Origin of the sequence: Sphingomonas sp. Leaf20 (assembly GCF_001421535.1) — a bacterium.
Classification (GTDB): Bacteria; Pseudomonadota; Alphaproteobacteria; order Sphingomonadales; family Sphingomonadaceae; genus Sphingomonas.
Genome location: NZ_LMKN01000001.1, coordinates 450,933 through 466,110 on the forward strand (window position 1 = coordinate 450,933; position 15,178 = coordinate 466,110).

The 15,178-nt window shown below is 68.8% G+C and carries 12 protein-coding genes; 1 reads left to right on the forward strand and 11 read right to left on the reverse strand.

What is annotated here, in order from left to right:
- Positions 1–31: 31 nt before the first annotated feature.
- A complete protein-coding gene (locus ASE72_RS02240) occupies positions 32–757 on the reverse strand; it encodes an SPOR domain-containing protein (protein WP_056016099.1) in 726 nt (241 codons plus the stop codon).
- Positions 757–2,481, reverse strand: a complete 1,725-nt coding sequence (gene argS, locus ASE72_RS02245; protein ID WP_056016102.1) for an arginine--tRNA ligase — start codon at positions 2,479–2,481, stop codon at positions 757–759. Before argS ends, ASE72_RS02240 begins: the two co-directional genes overlap by 1 nt.
- A 253-nt stretch (positions 2,482–2,734) precedes the next feature.
- Here argS and ASE72_RS02250 point away from each other — a divergent pair, with 253 nt between their 5' ends.
- A complete protein-coding gene (locus ASE72_RS02250) occupies positions 2,735–3,028 on the forward strand; it encodes a hypothetical protein (RefSeq protein WP_056016105.1) in 294 nt (97 codons plus the stop codon).
- Between the two features lie 69 nt (positions 3,029–3,097).
- On the opposite strand, the gene ASE72_RS02255 is transcribed toward ASE72_RS02250, so the two are convergent.
- From ASE72_RS02255 to murG, 9 genes are all read right to left on the reverse strand, one after another.
- Positions 3,098–4,264, reverse strand: a complete 1,167-nt coding sequence (locus ASE72_RS02255) for a deoxyguanosinetriphosphate triphosphohydrolase (RefSeq protein ID WP_056016108.1) — start codon at positions 4,262–4,264, stop codon at positions 3,098–3,100.
- A complete protein-coding gene (locus ASE72_RS02260) occupies positions 4,261–6,531 on the reverse strand; it encodes an SPOR domain-containing protein (RefSeq protein WP_056016111.1) in 2,271 nt (756 codons plus the stop codon). Before ASE72_RS02260 ends, ASE72_RS02255 begins: the two co-directional genes overlap by 4 nt.
- Positions 6,532–6,643: 112 nt before the next feature.
- Complete coding sequence (gene ftsZ, locus ASE72_RS02265) at positions 6,644–8,275, reverse strand: cell division protein FtsZ (protein WP_056016114.1); 1,632 nt, start codon at positions 8,273–8,275, stop codon at positions 6,644–6,646.
- Positions 8,276–8,389: 114 nt separating this feature from the next.
- Positions 8,390–9,652 (reverse strand): cell division protein FtsA, encoded by a 1,263-nt coding sequence (gene ftsA, locus ASE72_RS02270; RefSeq protein WP_056016117.1) that lies wholly within the window; start codon positions 9,650–9,652, stop codon positions 8,390–8,392.
- A 1-nt stretch (position 9,653) separates the two neighbouring features.
- Positions 9,654–10,613, reverse strand: a complete 960-nt coding sequence (locus tag ASE72_RS02275; RefSeq protein ID WP_056016120.1) for a cell division protein FtsQ/DivIB — start codon at positions 10,611–10,613, stop codon at positions 9,654–9,656.
- The gene (locus tag ASE72_RS02280) at positions 10,610–11,563 is read right to left on the reverse strand and encodes a D-alanine--D-alanine ligase (protein WP_056016122.1); all 954 of its coding nucleotides are present in this window, start codon (positions 11,561–11,563) and stop codon (positions 10,610–10,612) included. Before ASE72_RS02280 ends, ASE72_RS02275 begins: the two co-directional genes overlap by 4 nt.
- Entirely contained in the window at positions 11,560–12,531 is a 972-nt protein-coding gene (gene murB, locus ASE72_RS02285) for a UDP-N-acetylmuramate dehydrogenase (protein ID WP_156350192.1), read from the reverse strand. Before murB ends, ASE72_RS02280 begins: the two co-directional genes overlap by 4 nt.
- Before the next feature lie 68 nt (positions 12,532–12,599).
- Positions 12,600–14,030: a UDP-N-acetylmuramate--L-alanine ligase gene (gene murC / locus ASE72_RS02290; RefSeq protein WP_056016125.1), complete on the reverse strand. Its 1,431-nt coding sequence runs from the start codon at positions 14,028–14,030 to the stop codon at positions 12,600–12,602.
- Positions 14,027–15,178, reverse strand: coding sequence for an undecaprenyldiphospho-muramoylpentapeptide beta-N-acetylglucosaminyltransferase (gene murG, locus ASE72_RS02295; protein WP_443019267.1), 1,152 nt, complete (start codon positions 15,176–15,178; stop codon positions 14,027–14,029). Before murG ends, murC begins: the two co-directional genes overlap by 4 nt.

Sequence of the window (15,178 nt, forward strand, 5' to 3'; positions counted from 1 at the left end):
TAAACCCGTCATGCCGTTCGACCGGCAGACCTCAGCTCGCGACGAAGCAGGTCTCGCCCGCGACGCGCAGGCGCCCGCAGATGTCCGCTGCCTGGTTCGCGCTGCCCGCGTCGACGCGCAGCCGGTACAGCGTGCTGCCGCCACGCGCGACGGGTTCCACCGACTTGGCGAGCGGTGCCAGATAGCTGAACCGCTTGGAAAAGTTGGTCCAGGCCGCATTGGCCACGGCCGCGCTTGGAAACGCACCGAGCTGAACCAGCGACCCTCCGGCAGCCGTCCCCGCAGCCGCCGGCTTGGCGCGCAGCGGCGCCGCGGCGACGAGCTTACCGCCCGATTCGGGCACCTGCGCCACCGCATTGCGTCCGGCTTCACCGCTCGGTTCCGCGACCTTTGCCGTCGAGCGCGTCCCCGCGACGGGCGCCTCGGGAACGCCGGTCAGGTCGATCGCCCCATTGCCCGCGCCCTTGCCCGCGCTGGTCGCGATCGCGCTGTCGCCCTCACCATTGACCTTCAGCCCGCCGACATCGTCGGGCTTGACCTTGTACGGTCCTTCCTGGGCCGCGATCAGCCGTCCGTCGCCGGTCGGCGCGCGGTTCTGCAACGAATAAACCCCGAAGATGATCGCAGCCAGTACGCCCAGCCCGAGCACGACGAGCGCGACCACGCGCGCGGCCGACGGCCCCTCGCGGTCGTCGGGCTCGACGGTTTCGAGCCAGGGAAGGCGATCCTCGTCGCGAAGGTCCATTTCGTCGGCCATCAATTCAACTCCGAAACCGCCTCGACGCCCATGATTGCCAGGCCGTTGCGGATGATTTGCCCGATTGCGTCAGCAAGGAAAAGCCGTGCCGCGGTCGCGCCGGGATCCTCGACGACGAGGAAGCGGCGATCGGGGCGGTCGTTCCCGACATTCCACAACGCGTGGAAGGCTGCTGCCAAGTCATAGAGATAAAAGGCTATCCGGTGCGGCTCGCGCGCGGTTGCCGCGGTCTCGACGATCCGCGGAAACTGGCTGGCGAGCTTCATCAGCGCGAGCTCGTCCGTATCAAGCCGGGACAGGTCGGCCTCGATTTCCGCGATTCCAGCCTCGGCCGCGCGCCGGTGAAGCGAGGCGATCCGCGCATGCGCATACTGGACATAGAAGACCGGGTTATCCTTCGACGCCTCGACCACCTTGGCGAAGTCGAAGTCCATCTGCGCGTCCGAGCGGCGCGTCAGCATCGTGAAGCGCACGACGTCCTTGCCGACCTCGTTGACGACGTCGGCGAGCGTGACGAAGTTGCCCGACCGCTTCGACATCTTGACGGGCTCGCCGTTGCGCAGCAGCCGCACCATCTGGACGAGCTTGACGTCGAACCGCGTCTTGCCGCCGGTCAGCGCCGCGACGCCCGCGACGATCCGCTTGACGGTCCCGCCATGATCCGCGCCCCAGATGTCGATCAGCTGGTCCGCGGTCTGGCTCTTCTGGAAATGATAGGCGAGATCGGCGCCGAAATAGGTCCATGACCCGTTGGACTTCTTGATCGGGCGATCCTGATCGTCGCCGAACTGCGTCGAGCGGAACAGCGGCAGCTCGACCGGCTCCCAATCGTCCGCCATCTCGCCCTTGGGGGCCTCGAGCACGCCGTCATAGACGAGGTCGCGCGACCGCAACTCGGCCTCCGCCGCCTCGGGCTTGCCGAGCGCCTGCAATTCCGCCTCGGACGAGAACACCGCGTGCTCGATCCCCAGCAGCGCGAGATCGGCGCGGATCATCACCATCATCGCGGCCACCGCGCGCGTCCGGAACGTCGCCAGCCAGTCACGCTCGGGCGCATCGACGAACCGGTCGCCATATTCGGCCGCGAGCGCCTGCCCGATCGGCACGAGATAATCGCCGGGATACAGGCCCTCGGGGATCGTGACGGTCTCGCCGAGCGCCTCGCGGTAGCGCAGATGCACCGACCGCGCGAGCACGTCGACCTGCCCGCCCGCATCGTTGACATAATATTCGCGGATCACCCGGTGCCCGGCGAATTCGAGCAGGCTGGCCAGCGCATCGCCGACCACCGCGCCGCGGCAATGCCCCATGTGCATCGGCCCGGTCGGATTGGCGGAGACATATTCGATGTTGACCGTGATCCCCGCGCCCTGCGTCGAGCGGCCATAATCCGCGCCCGCAACGGGTACCGCGGCCAGCTCGTCGCGCCAGGAATCGTCCGTGAGCTTCATGTTGATGAACCCCGGGCCGGCGACGCTCGCGCTTTCGACCGCGTCGATCTTGCCGAGTTCGACGACCAGCGCATCGGCCAGCACGCGCGGGTTGGTCTTTGCGGGCTTGGCGAGGACCATCGCCGCGTTCGTCGCGAGATCGCCGTGGCTGGCGTCACGCGGCGGCTCGACCGTCACGTTCCTGCGATCGAGCCCGGCCGGCAGGAGTCCCGCCTCGGTCAGCGTATCGAGCGCCGCATCGATATGCGCGGCAAAGCGGGTGTAGAGCGTCATGGCAATTCCGGTATCGTAAAGAAGTAAATATTCAGCCCGGCGCTCTAGCCCAAACGCTTCCCGCGCTCAATTCATCCCTCGCGCACCCCGCGGAGCACCGCCGACGCTCCGCGGCTGTCGGTTTCCGTGCACGACGTGCAACCGCGACGGACTCCTTTGCATTTGCGACCCATGCTGCACCGCAATATCTTTGGGCATGACAGTCGGGCTTTAACGATCCCGCCCGACACCCCTGGAAGACGGAGCACAGACCATGCGCAAGACCGTATACATCCTGGCCGCCGCCGCTGCCGCACTCACCTCGACGATCGGCATGGCCGACGAGGGCAAGCAGTCGTTCGTCCATGAGGGCGACACCTATGTCTACACGAGCAACGTCGACCATGGCCGTCAGGTGATCAGCGGTCGTCGCTATCCCTCGGGGCAGGCGTTCCGCCTCGTCGTCAACGGCAACCGCGTGTCGGGCGTGTCGGGCGGCGTCCCCGTTGCCTTCAAGACGACTGAAGCCACCGGCGCCGCTGGCGGTATCGCTGCCGTCGCGCGCTGAACCGCGCCTTCGGGCTTGAAAAGGGGTGTGCGACACGCGTCGCACACCCCTTTTTCGTACGCGCTTGATTCAGAAGCCCTCGGGCAGGTCGATCGGCCCTATCAACGCCTGATACCGCGAGATCGCATAGCGATCGGTCATCCCCGCGATGAAGTCGGCGATGTGCCGGCTCCGGTCGGGATCGCTCTCGGGCAGGCGTTCGCGCCATTCCTCGGGGATGGCGCGAGGATCGTCGTGATACACTGCGAACAGCCCCGTCACGATCCCGTGCGCCGCTTCCGCCGCGGCGATCTGGCGCGGATGATGATAGAGATTGGCGTACATGAAGCGCTTGAGGTCGCGCTCCTCCTCGCGCATCTGGGCGGAGAACCCGACGAGGCATTGCCCCGCCGCGCGTACGTCCTCGACGCTCCCCACGCCGCTCACCGCGATTCGCGCCTGCGTTTCGGCGATCAGGTCGTTGGCCATGGTCCCGATCTGCGACCGGACGAGCTCGCCCATCAGCCGCTTGGGATCGACGTCCGGGAAGCGCGCGCAGACGTCGCTCCAGCCGCGCGCGATCAGCGGCACTGCCATCAGCTGGTCGAGCGTCAGCAGTCCGGCGCGCAATCCGTCGTCGATGTCGTGATTATCATACGCGATGTCGTCCGCGATCGCCGCGACCTGCGCCTCGAGCGACGAGAAGCTCGTGAGCGCCAGCGGAAACGCGTCGTCCGCCGCGCGCAGTGCCCAGCCCGGATGCCGCACCGGCCCGTTATGCTTTGCCAGCCCCTCGAGCGTCTCCCAGGTCAGGTTCAGGCCGTTCCACCGCGGATAGGGCCGCTCGATCTCCATCAGCGTGCGCAGCGTGTGCCCGTTATGATCGAATCCGCCCCGCCCCGTCAGCGCGATCTTCAGCGCGTCCTCACCGGCATGGCCGAACGGCGGATGGCCGATATCGTGCGCCAGGCAAAGCGCCTCGGTCAGATCCTCGTTGAGCGCCAGCGTCCGCGCGACCGCACGACCGATCTGCGCGACCTCGAGGCTGTGCGTCAGGCGGACGCGGAAATGATCGCCGTCGGGTGCCATGAAGACCTGCGTCTTGTGACGCAGCCGGCGAAAGCTGATCGAGTGGATGATCCGGTCGCGATCGCGCTGGAATGCATCGCGCGGACCACGGACGGTCCCGTTCTGTTCCTCGTGAAGCCGACCTTTGCTGCGCGCCGGGTCCGAAGCCCAGGGCGCGTGCGGCCTCACTTCGCGGGCAACTTCGTGATGACCTGACCCGCGTCGCTGGTGAAGGAGAAGGTCGAGACCCCTTCCTTGGCGAGCGCGTTGACGAACGTACGCGCCTCGGCCGCGGTCTTGAACGGCCCGGCCAGCACGCGGTTCGTCGCGCGCCACGGTGTCGTCCAGCCCCCACGCGTACCGACCACGGCCGGCGCCTTGGCCTTCACGTTCTTCCACGCCTTGGGAAGATCACCCTCGGTCGCGCCGGTAGACACCTGGACCCAGATCCGCTCGGGATTGGCGCGCGCAATGCGCTTCTCCTCTGCCGCCTCCTTGTCGGCGATCGCCTTCTTCTCGGCGGCTTCCTTCTTCTCGGCGAGCAGCTTCTTGTCCGCCACGGCCTTGCGGCCGGCCGCCTTCTTGTCCGCGGCGAGCTTGGCGCGCGCCGCCTTGGCCTCGGCCGCCTTCGTCACCGCGAGCGCGTCCGCCGCGGCGCGATCGGCCAGCGCGTCGCGCGCGGCTTTCGCTTGTGCTTCGGCAACCACGCGCGCTCCGTCGTCGGGTACGGGAGCTGCTCCCGCAGCGGCCGCGGGCTGCGCCGCGGAGGGACGTGCAAGCGGCGCAACGTCGAGCTCGGATGCCGGGATCGACAGGCTCGCGACGATACGCGCAAGGATCGAGTCCTCGCTCGCCGTAACTGCTCGCGTCGGCATACGCGACGTGTTGGCCGCAAGCTCGACCGGAGCGGCCGACGTGAAGCCGGGCGTCGGCGACGTCGTGGCGGTTTGGGTTGGCGTCGGCGTTGGCGCCGCAGCCACCTGCGCAGGCGTGGACGCGACCGGTTCGGCAGCGACCACGGTCGCGCCAGCGCGCGACACGATCGGCGTGCCTGCCGACGACGCGGGCAGCGCCGCCATCTGCGCGGTCAATGTCTCCGGCAGCGTACCCGATGACGTTGGCGTCGACACGGTGGTCGACGGCCGCGCTGTCGCCAGCGCGACACCGGGCGCGCGCGTCGACGAGCCCGCCAGCGCGACGGGCGGCCGGACGGGCAGCGGTTGGACGAATACGGGCGCGGGCGTCGACGAGGGCGACGCTGAGGCGACGACCGAGCCGGGCTGCGTCGGCGCGGTCACGGGCGCCGTCGCGCGGGGAAGCGGCTGCGCGCTCGCGAACTGCGTGGCGGTACCTACAGGCGTCGAGGCGGCCGGGGTGGACGGTGCCGGCGATGCAACACCCGCCGTCGACGCGACGCGCATACCGGCTGCGCTGCCCGTTGCCGGTACGCCAGCCGCGGCTGTCGGCGCGACGGTTGCAGGCACCGGCACGGGCACGGGCACGGCCGCCGCCATCTCGACGCGCCCGGGCGAGGCACGCCGCTCGCGACGGTCACGCGACTTCTCCCGTCGACCGGCATTCGCCGATGCAGCCGCCTGTGGCACCACCTGCGGCTGAACCTGAGCGAGCATCACGGGTGCGGTCGGATCGACGCCCATGACGGGCAAGGCTGGCGTCAGCCGCGCATCGGCGATCCGCTGCGGCGTGGTGTGCACCTCGCCGAAATGCACGGCGAACGCGCGATCGGCGGGCGACAGCGTCGGCAGCCGCTGGAAAAAGGGTTGCAGCCCCTGCGCCGCAGCGCCGGGCATCATCGTCGTCACGATCGTCTCCGCGCCGCGCTGATCGTTGCTCATCGCGAGGATGAACGCGCGCGCGCGCCACGCCCCGCGATCCTTTTTCAGGACCAACGGATCGAGCTGTTTCAGCGCGAGGTCGCGTTTCCCCGAGATGCCAAGCGACAGCGCATAGCGCCGGATCGTCTCGTCGTCGCTCGCATCGCGCAAGGCGACACGGTAGTCGCGTTGCGCGCGATCCTGTTCGCCGATCAGGTCATAGGCGAGTCCGCGATCCGAGGCGAAAAAGCGCGGCTGCAATCCGAACGCCTCGGCCTGCGCGAAATAGCGCAGCGCCTGCCCCGGCCGCTCCGAACGGACGAGGATCGACGCCATCCCCGCCTTCATCCGGCCGTTGCGCGGATCGACCTTCTCGGCGCGCGCGAACAACGCCGCGGCACCACTCAGATCGCCAAGCCCCAGCGACAATTCGCCCGCGCGCACGAGCGCGTCGACGTTGCGCGGATTGGACGCGAGCTGCCGCATCGTATCCGCGAGCCGATCCGCGTCGGTCGTCCCGGGCAGCGGCTGGACGACCTCCTGCGCTGCAACCGCCTGTGGAACGGCGGCAAGCACGAGCGCCAGGCTGGCGGTCAGGATGTGATGGGACAAGCGAGTCATGGGAAGCCCGTTGCTAGACCCCAACGCGTCTCAACCGGCAATATCCGGTTGCGGGCAGCGCGCCGAAGCGGGGCGCGCCGGCGGTGAACCGGCGCGCCTGCCGCAAAAAGTCCTACTGGTTGTTCTGACGATGCAGGAACCGCGGAATATCGAGCGGATCCTGCGGCGCGGTATCGGCGTCGTCCTTGGCTGCGCCACGGGCGGCGTTCGACATCCGCTCGAACAGCGTTCCGCCCAGCTTGACGCGCGGCGCCGCCGGGACACCCTCGGGTGCACCTTCGGCGCCGGGCGCGAGCCAGCGGCGACGTGCACCACCTTCGTCGGCGGCAGGCGTCGGCGCCGGCGCCGATTGCGGCGTCACGGGTGACGCCGACTGCGGTGCGGCCGGGGTCGACGGCACGGCGGGCGCCGGCGCGTAGCGATCATCGGCATAGGCCCGCGGTGCGGGCGTATAGCTCGGTGCCTGGGGCTGGGGCGCGCGTGCCATCGGCTGCACCGGCGCGGGTGCCGGCTGCGGCTTGGCCTGGGGCTGCGCCGCAGCAGGGGCCTGCACGATCGTCTCGCTGCCGAGAACCAGCTCGTCGCCGCTGCCGCCGTCGTTCACCGCGTCGGCGCTCGACAGGTCGAGCGGCTCGTCATCGGCGGCGATCGGCGCAGGGGCCGATCCGGTCGACTGGCCCGCGGCGTCGCTCGGGCGGAAGGACGTGGTCTCGTCATTCTTGCGCCCCATGCCGAAGCTGAACGAGCGCGTCGGCTCGGGTGCGACGGCGGGCTTGGCGTCCGCGTCGATCCCGGTCGCGACGACCGAGACGCGGATCTTGCCCTCGAGCTCCTGGTTGAATGCCGAGCCCCAGATGATGTTGGCATCGGGATCGACCAGGTCGCGGATGTGATTCGCGGCTTCGTCGACCTCGAGCAGGCGCATGTCGTCGCCGCCGGTGATCGAGATGATGACGCCCTTGGCACCCTGCATGCTGACGCCGTCGAGCAGCGGGTTCGAGATCGCCTTCTGCGCGGCCTCGAGCGCGCGGTTGTCGCCGCTCGCCTCGCCGGTGCCCATCATCGCCTTGCCCATTTCCTGCATCACCGAACGGACGTCGGCGAAATCGAGGTTGATGAGGCCGGGCATGACCATCAGGTCAGTGATGCTGCGCACGCCCTGCTGCAGCACCTCGTCCGCCATCGAGAACGCTTCCTTGAAGGTTGTGTTCGCGTTGGCGATCAGGAACAGGTTCTGGTTCGGGATGACGATCAGCGTATCGACGTACTTCTGCAGTTCCTCGATCCCGCCATCGGCCGACTTGGCGCGACGATTGCCCTCGAATGCGAACGGCTTGGTGACCACGCCGACGGTCAGGATGCCCATGTCGCGCGCCGCCTTGGCGATGACTGGCGCCGCACCCGTGCCGGTGCCGCCGCCCATGCCCGCGGTGATGAAGCACATGTGCGCGCCTTCGAGCATCTTGGCGAGCTGGTCGATCGTCTCCTCGGCAGCCGCGCGGCCGATCTCGGGACGCGAGCCGGCACCGAGACCCTGCGTGATCTTGGTGCCCAGCTGAATCCGCTGCGGTGCGGTCGACTGTTTGAGAGCCTGTGCGTCGGTGTTGGCGACGAGGAAGTCGACCCCCTGCACGTCCGCTCTCATCATGTTCGCGATCGCGTTACCGCCCGCGCCACCGACCCCGATCACTGCGATCCGGGGGGCCAGCTCGTCCACTTCGGGACTAAGGAATTCGATGCTCATCGCCTGCTTCTCCGCCCATCCCGGTGATACGCTACGGCCGGGCCCCTGATTAACCTGTGTGCACCAACGCCACCGGCTGTTCCAGCCGAAATAGCGCCAGCCGCTTCGAAACTCTTAATAATTCGCGCGGGCCGCCTGAATCAACTTGCGGACCATCCCGATTCCCTTCGGCCGGTGGACGATCGTCCGTTGCGACGCGATCCCGCGCAGATCGACCGGATCGGTCGCCGCATAGAAGGCCAGTCCCGCTAGCGTCGCAAACGCCGGTCCGCCATGCGCCTCTGGCAGGGCGGTCAATCCGCGCGGTCGGCCGATCCGAACCGAGCGTCCGAGCGCCTGTTGCGCGTAATCCGCGATCCCCTTCAGCTCGGCGCCGCCGCCGGTCAGCACGACCTGCCGCCCGACCGGCCCCTCGAACTTCAACGTGGTCAGCGCGTTGCGCACCTCCCCCATCTGATGTTCGAGCCGCTGGCGGATCACGCCGATCAGCTGCGCCTTGGTGATCTGCGCCCCCTCGCCCGCACCGTCCTCGGCCGAGATCGGCATGACCGGGATCATGTCGTGATTGTCGCGCGGGCTGGCATTGGCCGATCCGTGGAAGCACTTCATCCGCTCGGCATTCTGCCGCCGCGTCCCGAATGCGCTCGCGATGTCGTCCGTGATGTCCTGCGCGCCGATCGGGATCGAGGTCAGCCCGACGAGCATGCCGCCTGCGAACAGCGACACGTTGGTGATCCCCGCCCCCATCTCAACCAGCGCGACGCCCAGCTCGCGCTCCTCGTCGCTCAGACACGCGAGCCCCGTCGCGACCGGCGAGGCAATGATCGACTTCACCTCGAGATGCGCCGAGCGCACGCACAGGTCGAGGTTGCGCACGGGCGAGCCGTCCGCCGCGACGACATGGATGTGGACGCCAAGCCGGTCGGCATGCAGCCCGAGCGGCGTCTTCACCCCCGTCAGCCCGTCGAGCGTGTAGAGCGCGGGCTGCGCGTGCAGGACCATGCGTCCCTGCGGATCGATCGAGTTGCGCCCCGCGGCGAGCAACGCGTCGATATCCTGTTGCTCGACACGGTGGCCACCCAGCTCGAACTCGACCTCGGCGACGTCGGACACGAGTCCGCCGGCCGAGAACCCGACCCAGACATTCTCGATGTTGATGCCCGCGATCCGCTCGGCCTGCTCGACCGCCTCGCGCACCGCGGCCTCGGTCGTCGCCATGTCGGCGATATAGCCGCGCTTGACGCCGCGGCTCTCGCGCTGGCCGGTGCCGAGCACGATCAGCTCGCCCCCGTCCCCCTTCTGCGCGATCATCGCCGAAACCTTCGACGACCCGATATCGAGCGCCGTGATCAGCCCTTCCGGTGCCACCTTCGCCATGTCATCCCTCCCCGCCCGTTGCGCCCGCGCCCGCCGTTTGCGACGGAGTCGTCTCTATGTTGCTCGAATTCGTCTCGCTCGTGACCGGTGCCGGCACGTCGACGCTGTGCGCGAGGCTCGCGCCCGGCTTGCGCGCGACCAGCTTGGTCGGATCGCGCATGTCGAACCGGATCCAGCCGCGCCCGAGCAATGGTCGCGCCCCGTCCAGTTCGGCGAACTTCACCAGCGCGCGCGGTGCGCCGTCCTCGGGCAGCGCCAGCGTCTCGCCGCTCTCGAACGTCAGGTCCCAGCGGCGATTGCCGACCCATGTCGCCGCCTTCACGCGTGGCTTGAGCGCAGGCGCCGCGCCCAGCAGCGCCTGGTACGACGCCTCCTGCCGGTCCGCTCCCGGCCCGATCACCAGCGGGAGATTGGGAATGGCATCGGGCTGCACCGGCTCAAGCAATACGCCCGACGCATCGATCAGCGTCAGATTGCCATTGTCCTGCCACACCGCCGCGGGCGTCCGCTCGACGATATCGACGAGCAGCGTGTCGGGCAGCCGCCGCGATACATGCGCGTCCGCGATCCAGCCATAGCGCAGCAGTTTCTGCCGCACCGCCTCGAGATCGACGAGCGGCATTGCGCGCGACTGCTGGTCGAGCGCGACCGCATAGACCGACATCCGGTCCATCCGCTTGAGCCCGGTCACCTCGATCTGGTCGACCTTGAAGCCCGCGCGCCCCGCGCCCTCGGCCATCGCGCCGCCGATCATCCCCGGAATCCCGATCCACGTCGCCGCGGCGATCACGACCGCGCCGCCCGCGCCGAGGATCGACCAGGTCGCGATCTTCTTGAGCGTCTCCTCGCTGACGGGCAGCATTCCGACCAGCCGGTCGAGCACCGACACCTTCTTGACCGCGACTTTCCGCCGCGGGGCGGGCCGCTTGGGCGGCGGACCGCGCTTGATCGTCCGGCTCATGGCGCGCCGGCCTGCGCGAGCGGATGATCGGCGAGCGCCTCGTCGACGATCGCCTGCACCAGCTCGGCATAGCTCATGCCGATATGCCGCGCCTGTTCGGGCACGAGGCTCAGCGGAGTCATTCCCGGCTGCGTGTTCACCTCGAGCAGGAACAGCCCGTCGACCCCGCGCTCGTCGTCCCAGCGGAAATCCGACCGCGACGCGCCCTTGCAGCCGAGCAGCCGGTGCGCCTCGAGCGCGAGGCTCTTGCACGCGTCGGCGATCTCGTCGGGGATCTCCGCCGGGCAGACATGCTCTGTCATCCCGTCGGTATATTTTGATTCGTAATCGTACCAGCCCGTCTTGGGCTTCAACTCGGTGACGCCGAGCGCGCGGGTGCCGAGCACCGCGGTCGTCAGCTCGCGCCCGCGAATATAGGGCTCGGCGAGCAGCTCCTCGAAATCGATCCACGGCCCGACCGCGTCGCGCGCGATCGGGTTGCCGTAGTTGCTGCTATCGGTGACGATCGCGACGCCGACCGACGACCCTTCGTTGACCGGCTTCAAGACATAGGGCCGCGCCATCGGGTCGCCCTCGAACAGGTCCGCCGACTTGACGATCCGCCCGCCCGGCATCGGAATCCCTGCGGGCACCAGCAGCAGCTTGGTCAGCACCTTGTCAATCGCGATCACCGACGTCGCGAGCCCCGAATGCGTGTAGCGCACCCCCATCAGGTCGAGCAGCCCCTGCACCGAACCATCCTCGCCAGGCGTCCCATGCAGCGCGTTGAACACGAGATCGGGTCTGGCGTCGGCCAGCCGCGCAGCAACGTCCCGCCCCATGTCGATCCGCGTGACTCGGTGCCCGAGCGACTCGAGCGCATCGGCACAGCCATTGCCCGACATCAGCGAGACCTCACGCTCCGCCGACCAGCCGCCCATCAGCACCGCGATGTGAAGGGCGCCGCTCATAGCCCTCTCCCCTTCGGGGAGAGGGTTGGGTGAGGGGCAGTTCCAGGCGCGGCACTGCTTGGCAGCCCCTCACCCCGACCCTCTCCCCGCAGGGGAGAGGGAGCAGCGACACCCACCCGCTGGATTTCCCATTCCAACGTCACCCCAGAATGCGCCTTCACCTTGGTCCGTACCTCTTCACCCAGCGCCTCGATCTCCGCGCTCGACGCGGACCCGAGGTTCAACAGGAAATTGCAATGCTTCTCGCTGACCTGCGCATCGCCGCGAGTCAGCCCGCGGCACCCGGCCGCGTCGATCAGCGCCCAGGCCTTGTGCCCCTCGGGATTCTTGAACGTCGATCCGCCCGTCCGCGACCGCAACGGCTGCGACGCCTCGCGCTCGGCGGCGATCCGGTCCATCTCGGCCCCGATGACCGCCGGCTCGCCGGGCGTGCCCGCGAACACCGCCTCGACCACCACCGCGCCCGCCGGCAGGTCCGAATGCCGGTACACATACCCAAACCGCGCCGCGGGCCATGTCTCGACCGCGCCGTCTCGCGTGACGACGGTCGCCTCGATCAGGATATCGCTGACGTCGCGCCCATAGGCCCCCGCGTTCATCCGCACAGCACCGCCCACGGTCCCCGGAATCCCGCGCAGGAACTCGAGCCCGGCGATCCCCGCATCGCGCGCGGCGCTGGCGACGGTGATCCCCATCGCCCCCGCCCCGGCCCGAACGCGACCCTCCTGCACCGAAACCTTCGCCATCGCCTTGGGCAACCGGACGACCACACCCGGCACGCCACCGTCCCGAACGATCAGGTTGGAGCCGACGCCAACGGGCAGAACCGGCGTCGCAGGATCAAGAGCCTTCAACAACCCGGCCAGATCCGCGACATCCGCAGGCCGCACCAGCCACTCGGCCGGCCCACCGGTCCGAAACCAGATGAAGTCCGCGAGCGACCCACCAGCCTCGACGCTCCCCCTGATGCTCTCCCGCGACGGCGGGAGCCCAGTCTGGGCCCCCGCCTTCGCGGGGACACAAGGAGATGCAGAACTCACGCCGGCACCTTAGCGCGCTCGACCGCGATCGCGTCCGACAGCCCAGCCGCCCATTTGGTAATGTCGCCGGCCCCAAGGCAGACGACCATGTCGTCCGCCTCGATCGTCGCCGCCAGCTCGACCGCCAGCGCATCCGCATCCGCGACCACGCCCGCGAACCGGTGCCCGCGCCGCTTCAGCCCCTCGACCAAAGCCGCCGCATCGACGCCCTCGACCGGTGCCTCGCCCGCCGCATAGACCGGCGTCACCAGCACGCGGTCCGCGTCGTTGAACGCGGTCTGGAAATCCTCCATCAGATTGCCGAGCCGCGAATAGCGATGCGGCTGCACGACCGCGATCACGCGCCCCTTCGCCCCCTCGCGCGCGGCGGCCAGCACCGCGCGGATCTCGACCGGGTGATGCCCGTAATCGTCGATGATCGCCACGCCGCCACCCTCGACCGGAACCTCGCCCACCTTGGTGAACCGCCGCTTCACGCCGCCGAACTTGGCAAAGCCCTGCTGGATCGTCGCATCCTCGATGCCGAGCTCCAGCGCGACGCCGATCGCGGCCAGCGCGTTCTGGACGTTGTGCCGCCCGGGCATCGGCATCTCGATCCCCGCAATCGTCCGCGTCGCGCCGTCGCGCGTCCGCACCACGCAATCGAAGCGGTTGCCGCCCGGGATCGGTGTCACTTCGACCCCGCGGACATCCGCCTGCGCCGAGAAGCCATAGGTCACGATCCGCCGGTCGCGCACGCGCGGCAGGATCCCCTGCACCTCGGGATGATCGAGGCACAGCAATGCCGCACCGTAGAAGGGCACGTTCTCGACAAACTCGACGAACGCATCCTTCACCGCGTCGAACGATCCGTAATGATCGAGATGCTCGGGATCGATGTTGGTGACGACCGCGATCGTCCCGTCCAGTCGCAGGAAGCTGCCGTCGCTCTCGTCCGCCTCGACCACCATCCAGTCGCTCGCACCCAGTCGCGCGTTCGACCCGTAGGAGTTGATGATCCCGCCATTGATCACGGTCGGATCGACGCCACCGGCATCGAGCAGCGCCGCGACCATCGATGTCGTCGTCGTCTTGCCGTGCGTCCCGGCAACGGCGACCGTCGACTTCAGCCGCATCAGCTCCGCGAGCATCTCCGCGCGCCGCACCACGGGCACGCGCGCGTTGAGCGCCGCCTCGACCTCGGGGTTCGAGCGCACGATCGCGGTCGACACGACGACCACCGCGGCATCGCCGATATTCGCCGCGGCATGGCCGATCGCCACCGGGATGCCCTTGTCGCGCAGACCCTGCACGACATAGCCCTCGGCCACGTCCGATCCCTGCACGCGGTAGCCGAGATTCTTCATCACCTCGGCGATGCCCGACATGCCGATTCCGCCGATGCCGACGAAATGGATCGTGCCGATATCCGTTGCGACACCCTTCATGCGAACTGCGCCTTTGGCTTGGACGGCGCACCGACCGGAACCCGCGACACGGGCGCATCGAGGCTCTCGACCAGATCCGCCAGATCGCTCGCGGCATTGGGCCGCCCGCAACTGCGCGCGCGTCCCGCCGCGTTCTGCAACGCGGCCGGGTCGAGCCCGAGTTTCTGCATCTGTTTCGCCAGTTCCACTGCAGTAAAGTCTCCCTGCGCGATCGTCCGCGCGCCGCCCGCCCGCGTGATCTCGCGCGCGTTCGCGGTCTGGTGATCGTCGGTCGCGCCCGGCAGCGGGACGAGGATCGCCGGACGCCCCGCCGCGGTCAGCTCGGAGATCGTCGATGCCCCCGCGCGCGCGATCACCAGATGCGCCCAGGCAAGTTGTTCGGGCATGTCGGGAAGATACGTTGCGAGCTCGGCAGGAATGTCATGTTCGGCATATTTCTTCCGGACCGCGTCGATATCCTCGATCCGGGCCTGGTGCGTGACCTGCAGCCGGCGTCGCAGTGTCACGGGCAGCATCGCCAGACCGTCGGGCACGACCTGCGACAGGATGCTCGCCCCCTGGCTTCCGCCGGTCACGAGGATCCGGAAGATCCCGTCCTCCTCGAGCAGCGGATAGGGGCGCGTACGCAGCGCCAGCACCGCCTCGCGCACCGGATTTCCGACCAGATGCGTCTTGGCGAGCAGCTTGGGCGCCAGCCGCTCGGTCGGCTCGGACGAGGTGGCGATCGCATCGACGCGGCGCGCGACGAAGCGATTGACCCGCCCCAGCACCGCATTCTGCTCATGCACCGCGGTCGGGATCTTGTCCGCGAACGCCGCCAGCAGCGCGGGCAGCGCGGGATAGCCGCCGAACCCGATCACGGCGGCGGGCCTGAACGTGCGGTACAGTTCGCGCGCCATCGTCCGGCCACGCCACATCTCGCGCATCGCCTTGCCCCAGCCGAGCGGTCCGCCGCCGAGGCGGCCGGCTGGCAGGACATGCGTCTGGATTCCCTCGAACAGGCCCGGAAACCGTACGCCGCGCTCGTCGCTGACCAACGCGACACGGTGGCCGCGCTTGGTCAGTTCGGCCGCGAGCGCCGCTGCCGGCACCATGTGTCCGCCGGTCCCGCCGGCTGCCAGGACGAAATGCCTTGGACGCTGATTCAC

Coding starts and splice junctions, on each gene's coding strand:
- argS (WP_056016102.1), bottom strand. CDS start 2,481: ATGACGCTCTACACCCGCTTTGCCGCGCATATCGATGCGGCGCTCGAT.
- ftsA (WP_056016117.1), bottom strand. CDS start 9,652: ATGGCGAAGGTGGCACCGGAAGGGCTGATCACGGCGCTCGATATCGGG.
- ASE72_RS02260 (WP_056016111.1), bottom strand. CDS start 6,531: ATGACTCGCTTGTCCCATCACATCCTGACCGCCAGCCTGGCGCTCGTG.
- ASE72_RS02240 (WP_056016099.1), bottom strand. CDS start 757: ATGGCCGACGAAATGGACCTTCGCGACGAGGATCGCCTTCCCTGGCTC.
- ASE72_RS02280 (WP_056016122.1), bottom strand. CDS start 11,563: ATGAGCGGCGCCCTTCACATCGCGGTGCTGATGGGCGGCTGGTCGGCG.
- murC (WP_056016125.1), bottom strand. CDS start 14,030: ATGAAGGGTGTCGCAACGGATATCGGCACGATCCATTTCGTCGGCATC.
- ASE72_RS02275 (WP_056016120.1), bottom strand. CDS start 10,613: ATGAGCCGGACGATCAAGCGCGGTCCGCCGCCCAAGCGGCCCGCCCCG.
- ASE72_RS02250 (WP_056016105.1), top strand. CDS start 2,735: ATGCGCAAGACCGTATACATCCTGGCCGCCGCCGCTGCCGCACTCACC.
- ftsZ (WP_056016114.1), bottom strand. CDS start 8,275: ATGAGCATCGAATTCCTTAGTCCCGAAGTGGACGAGCTGGCCCCCCGG.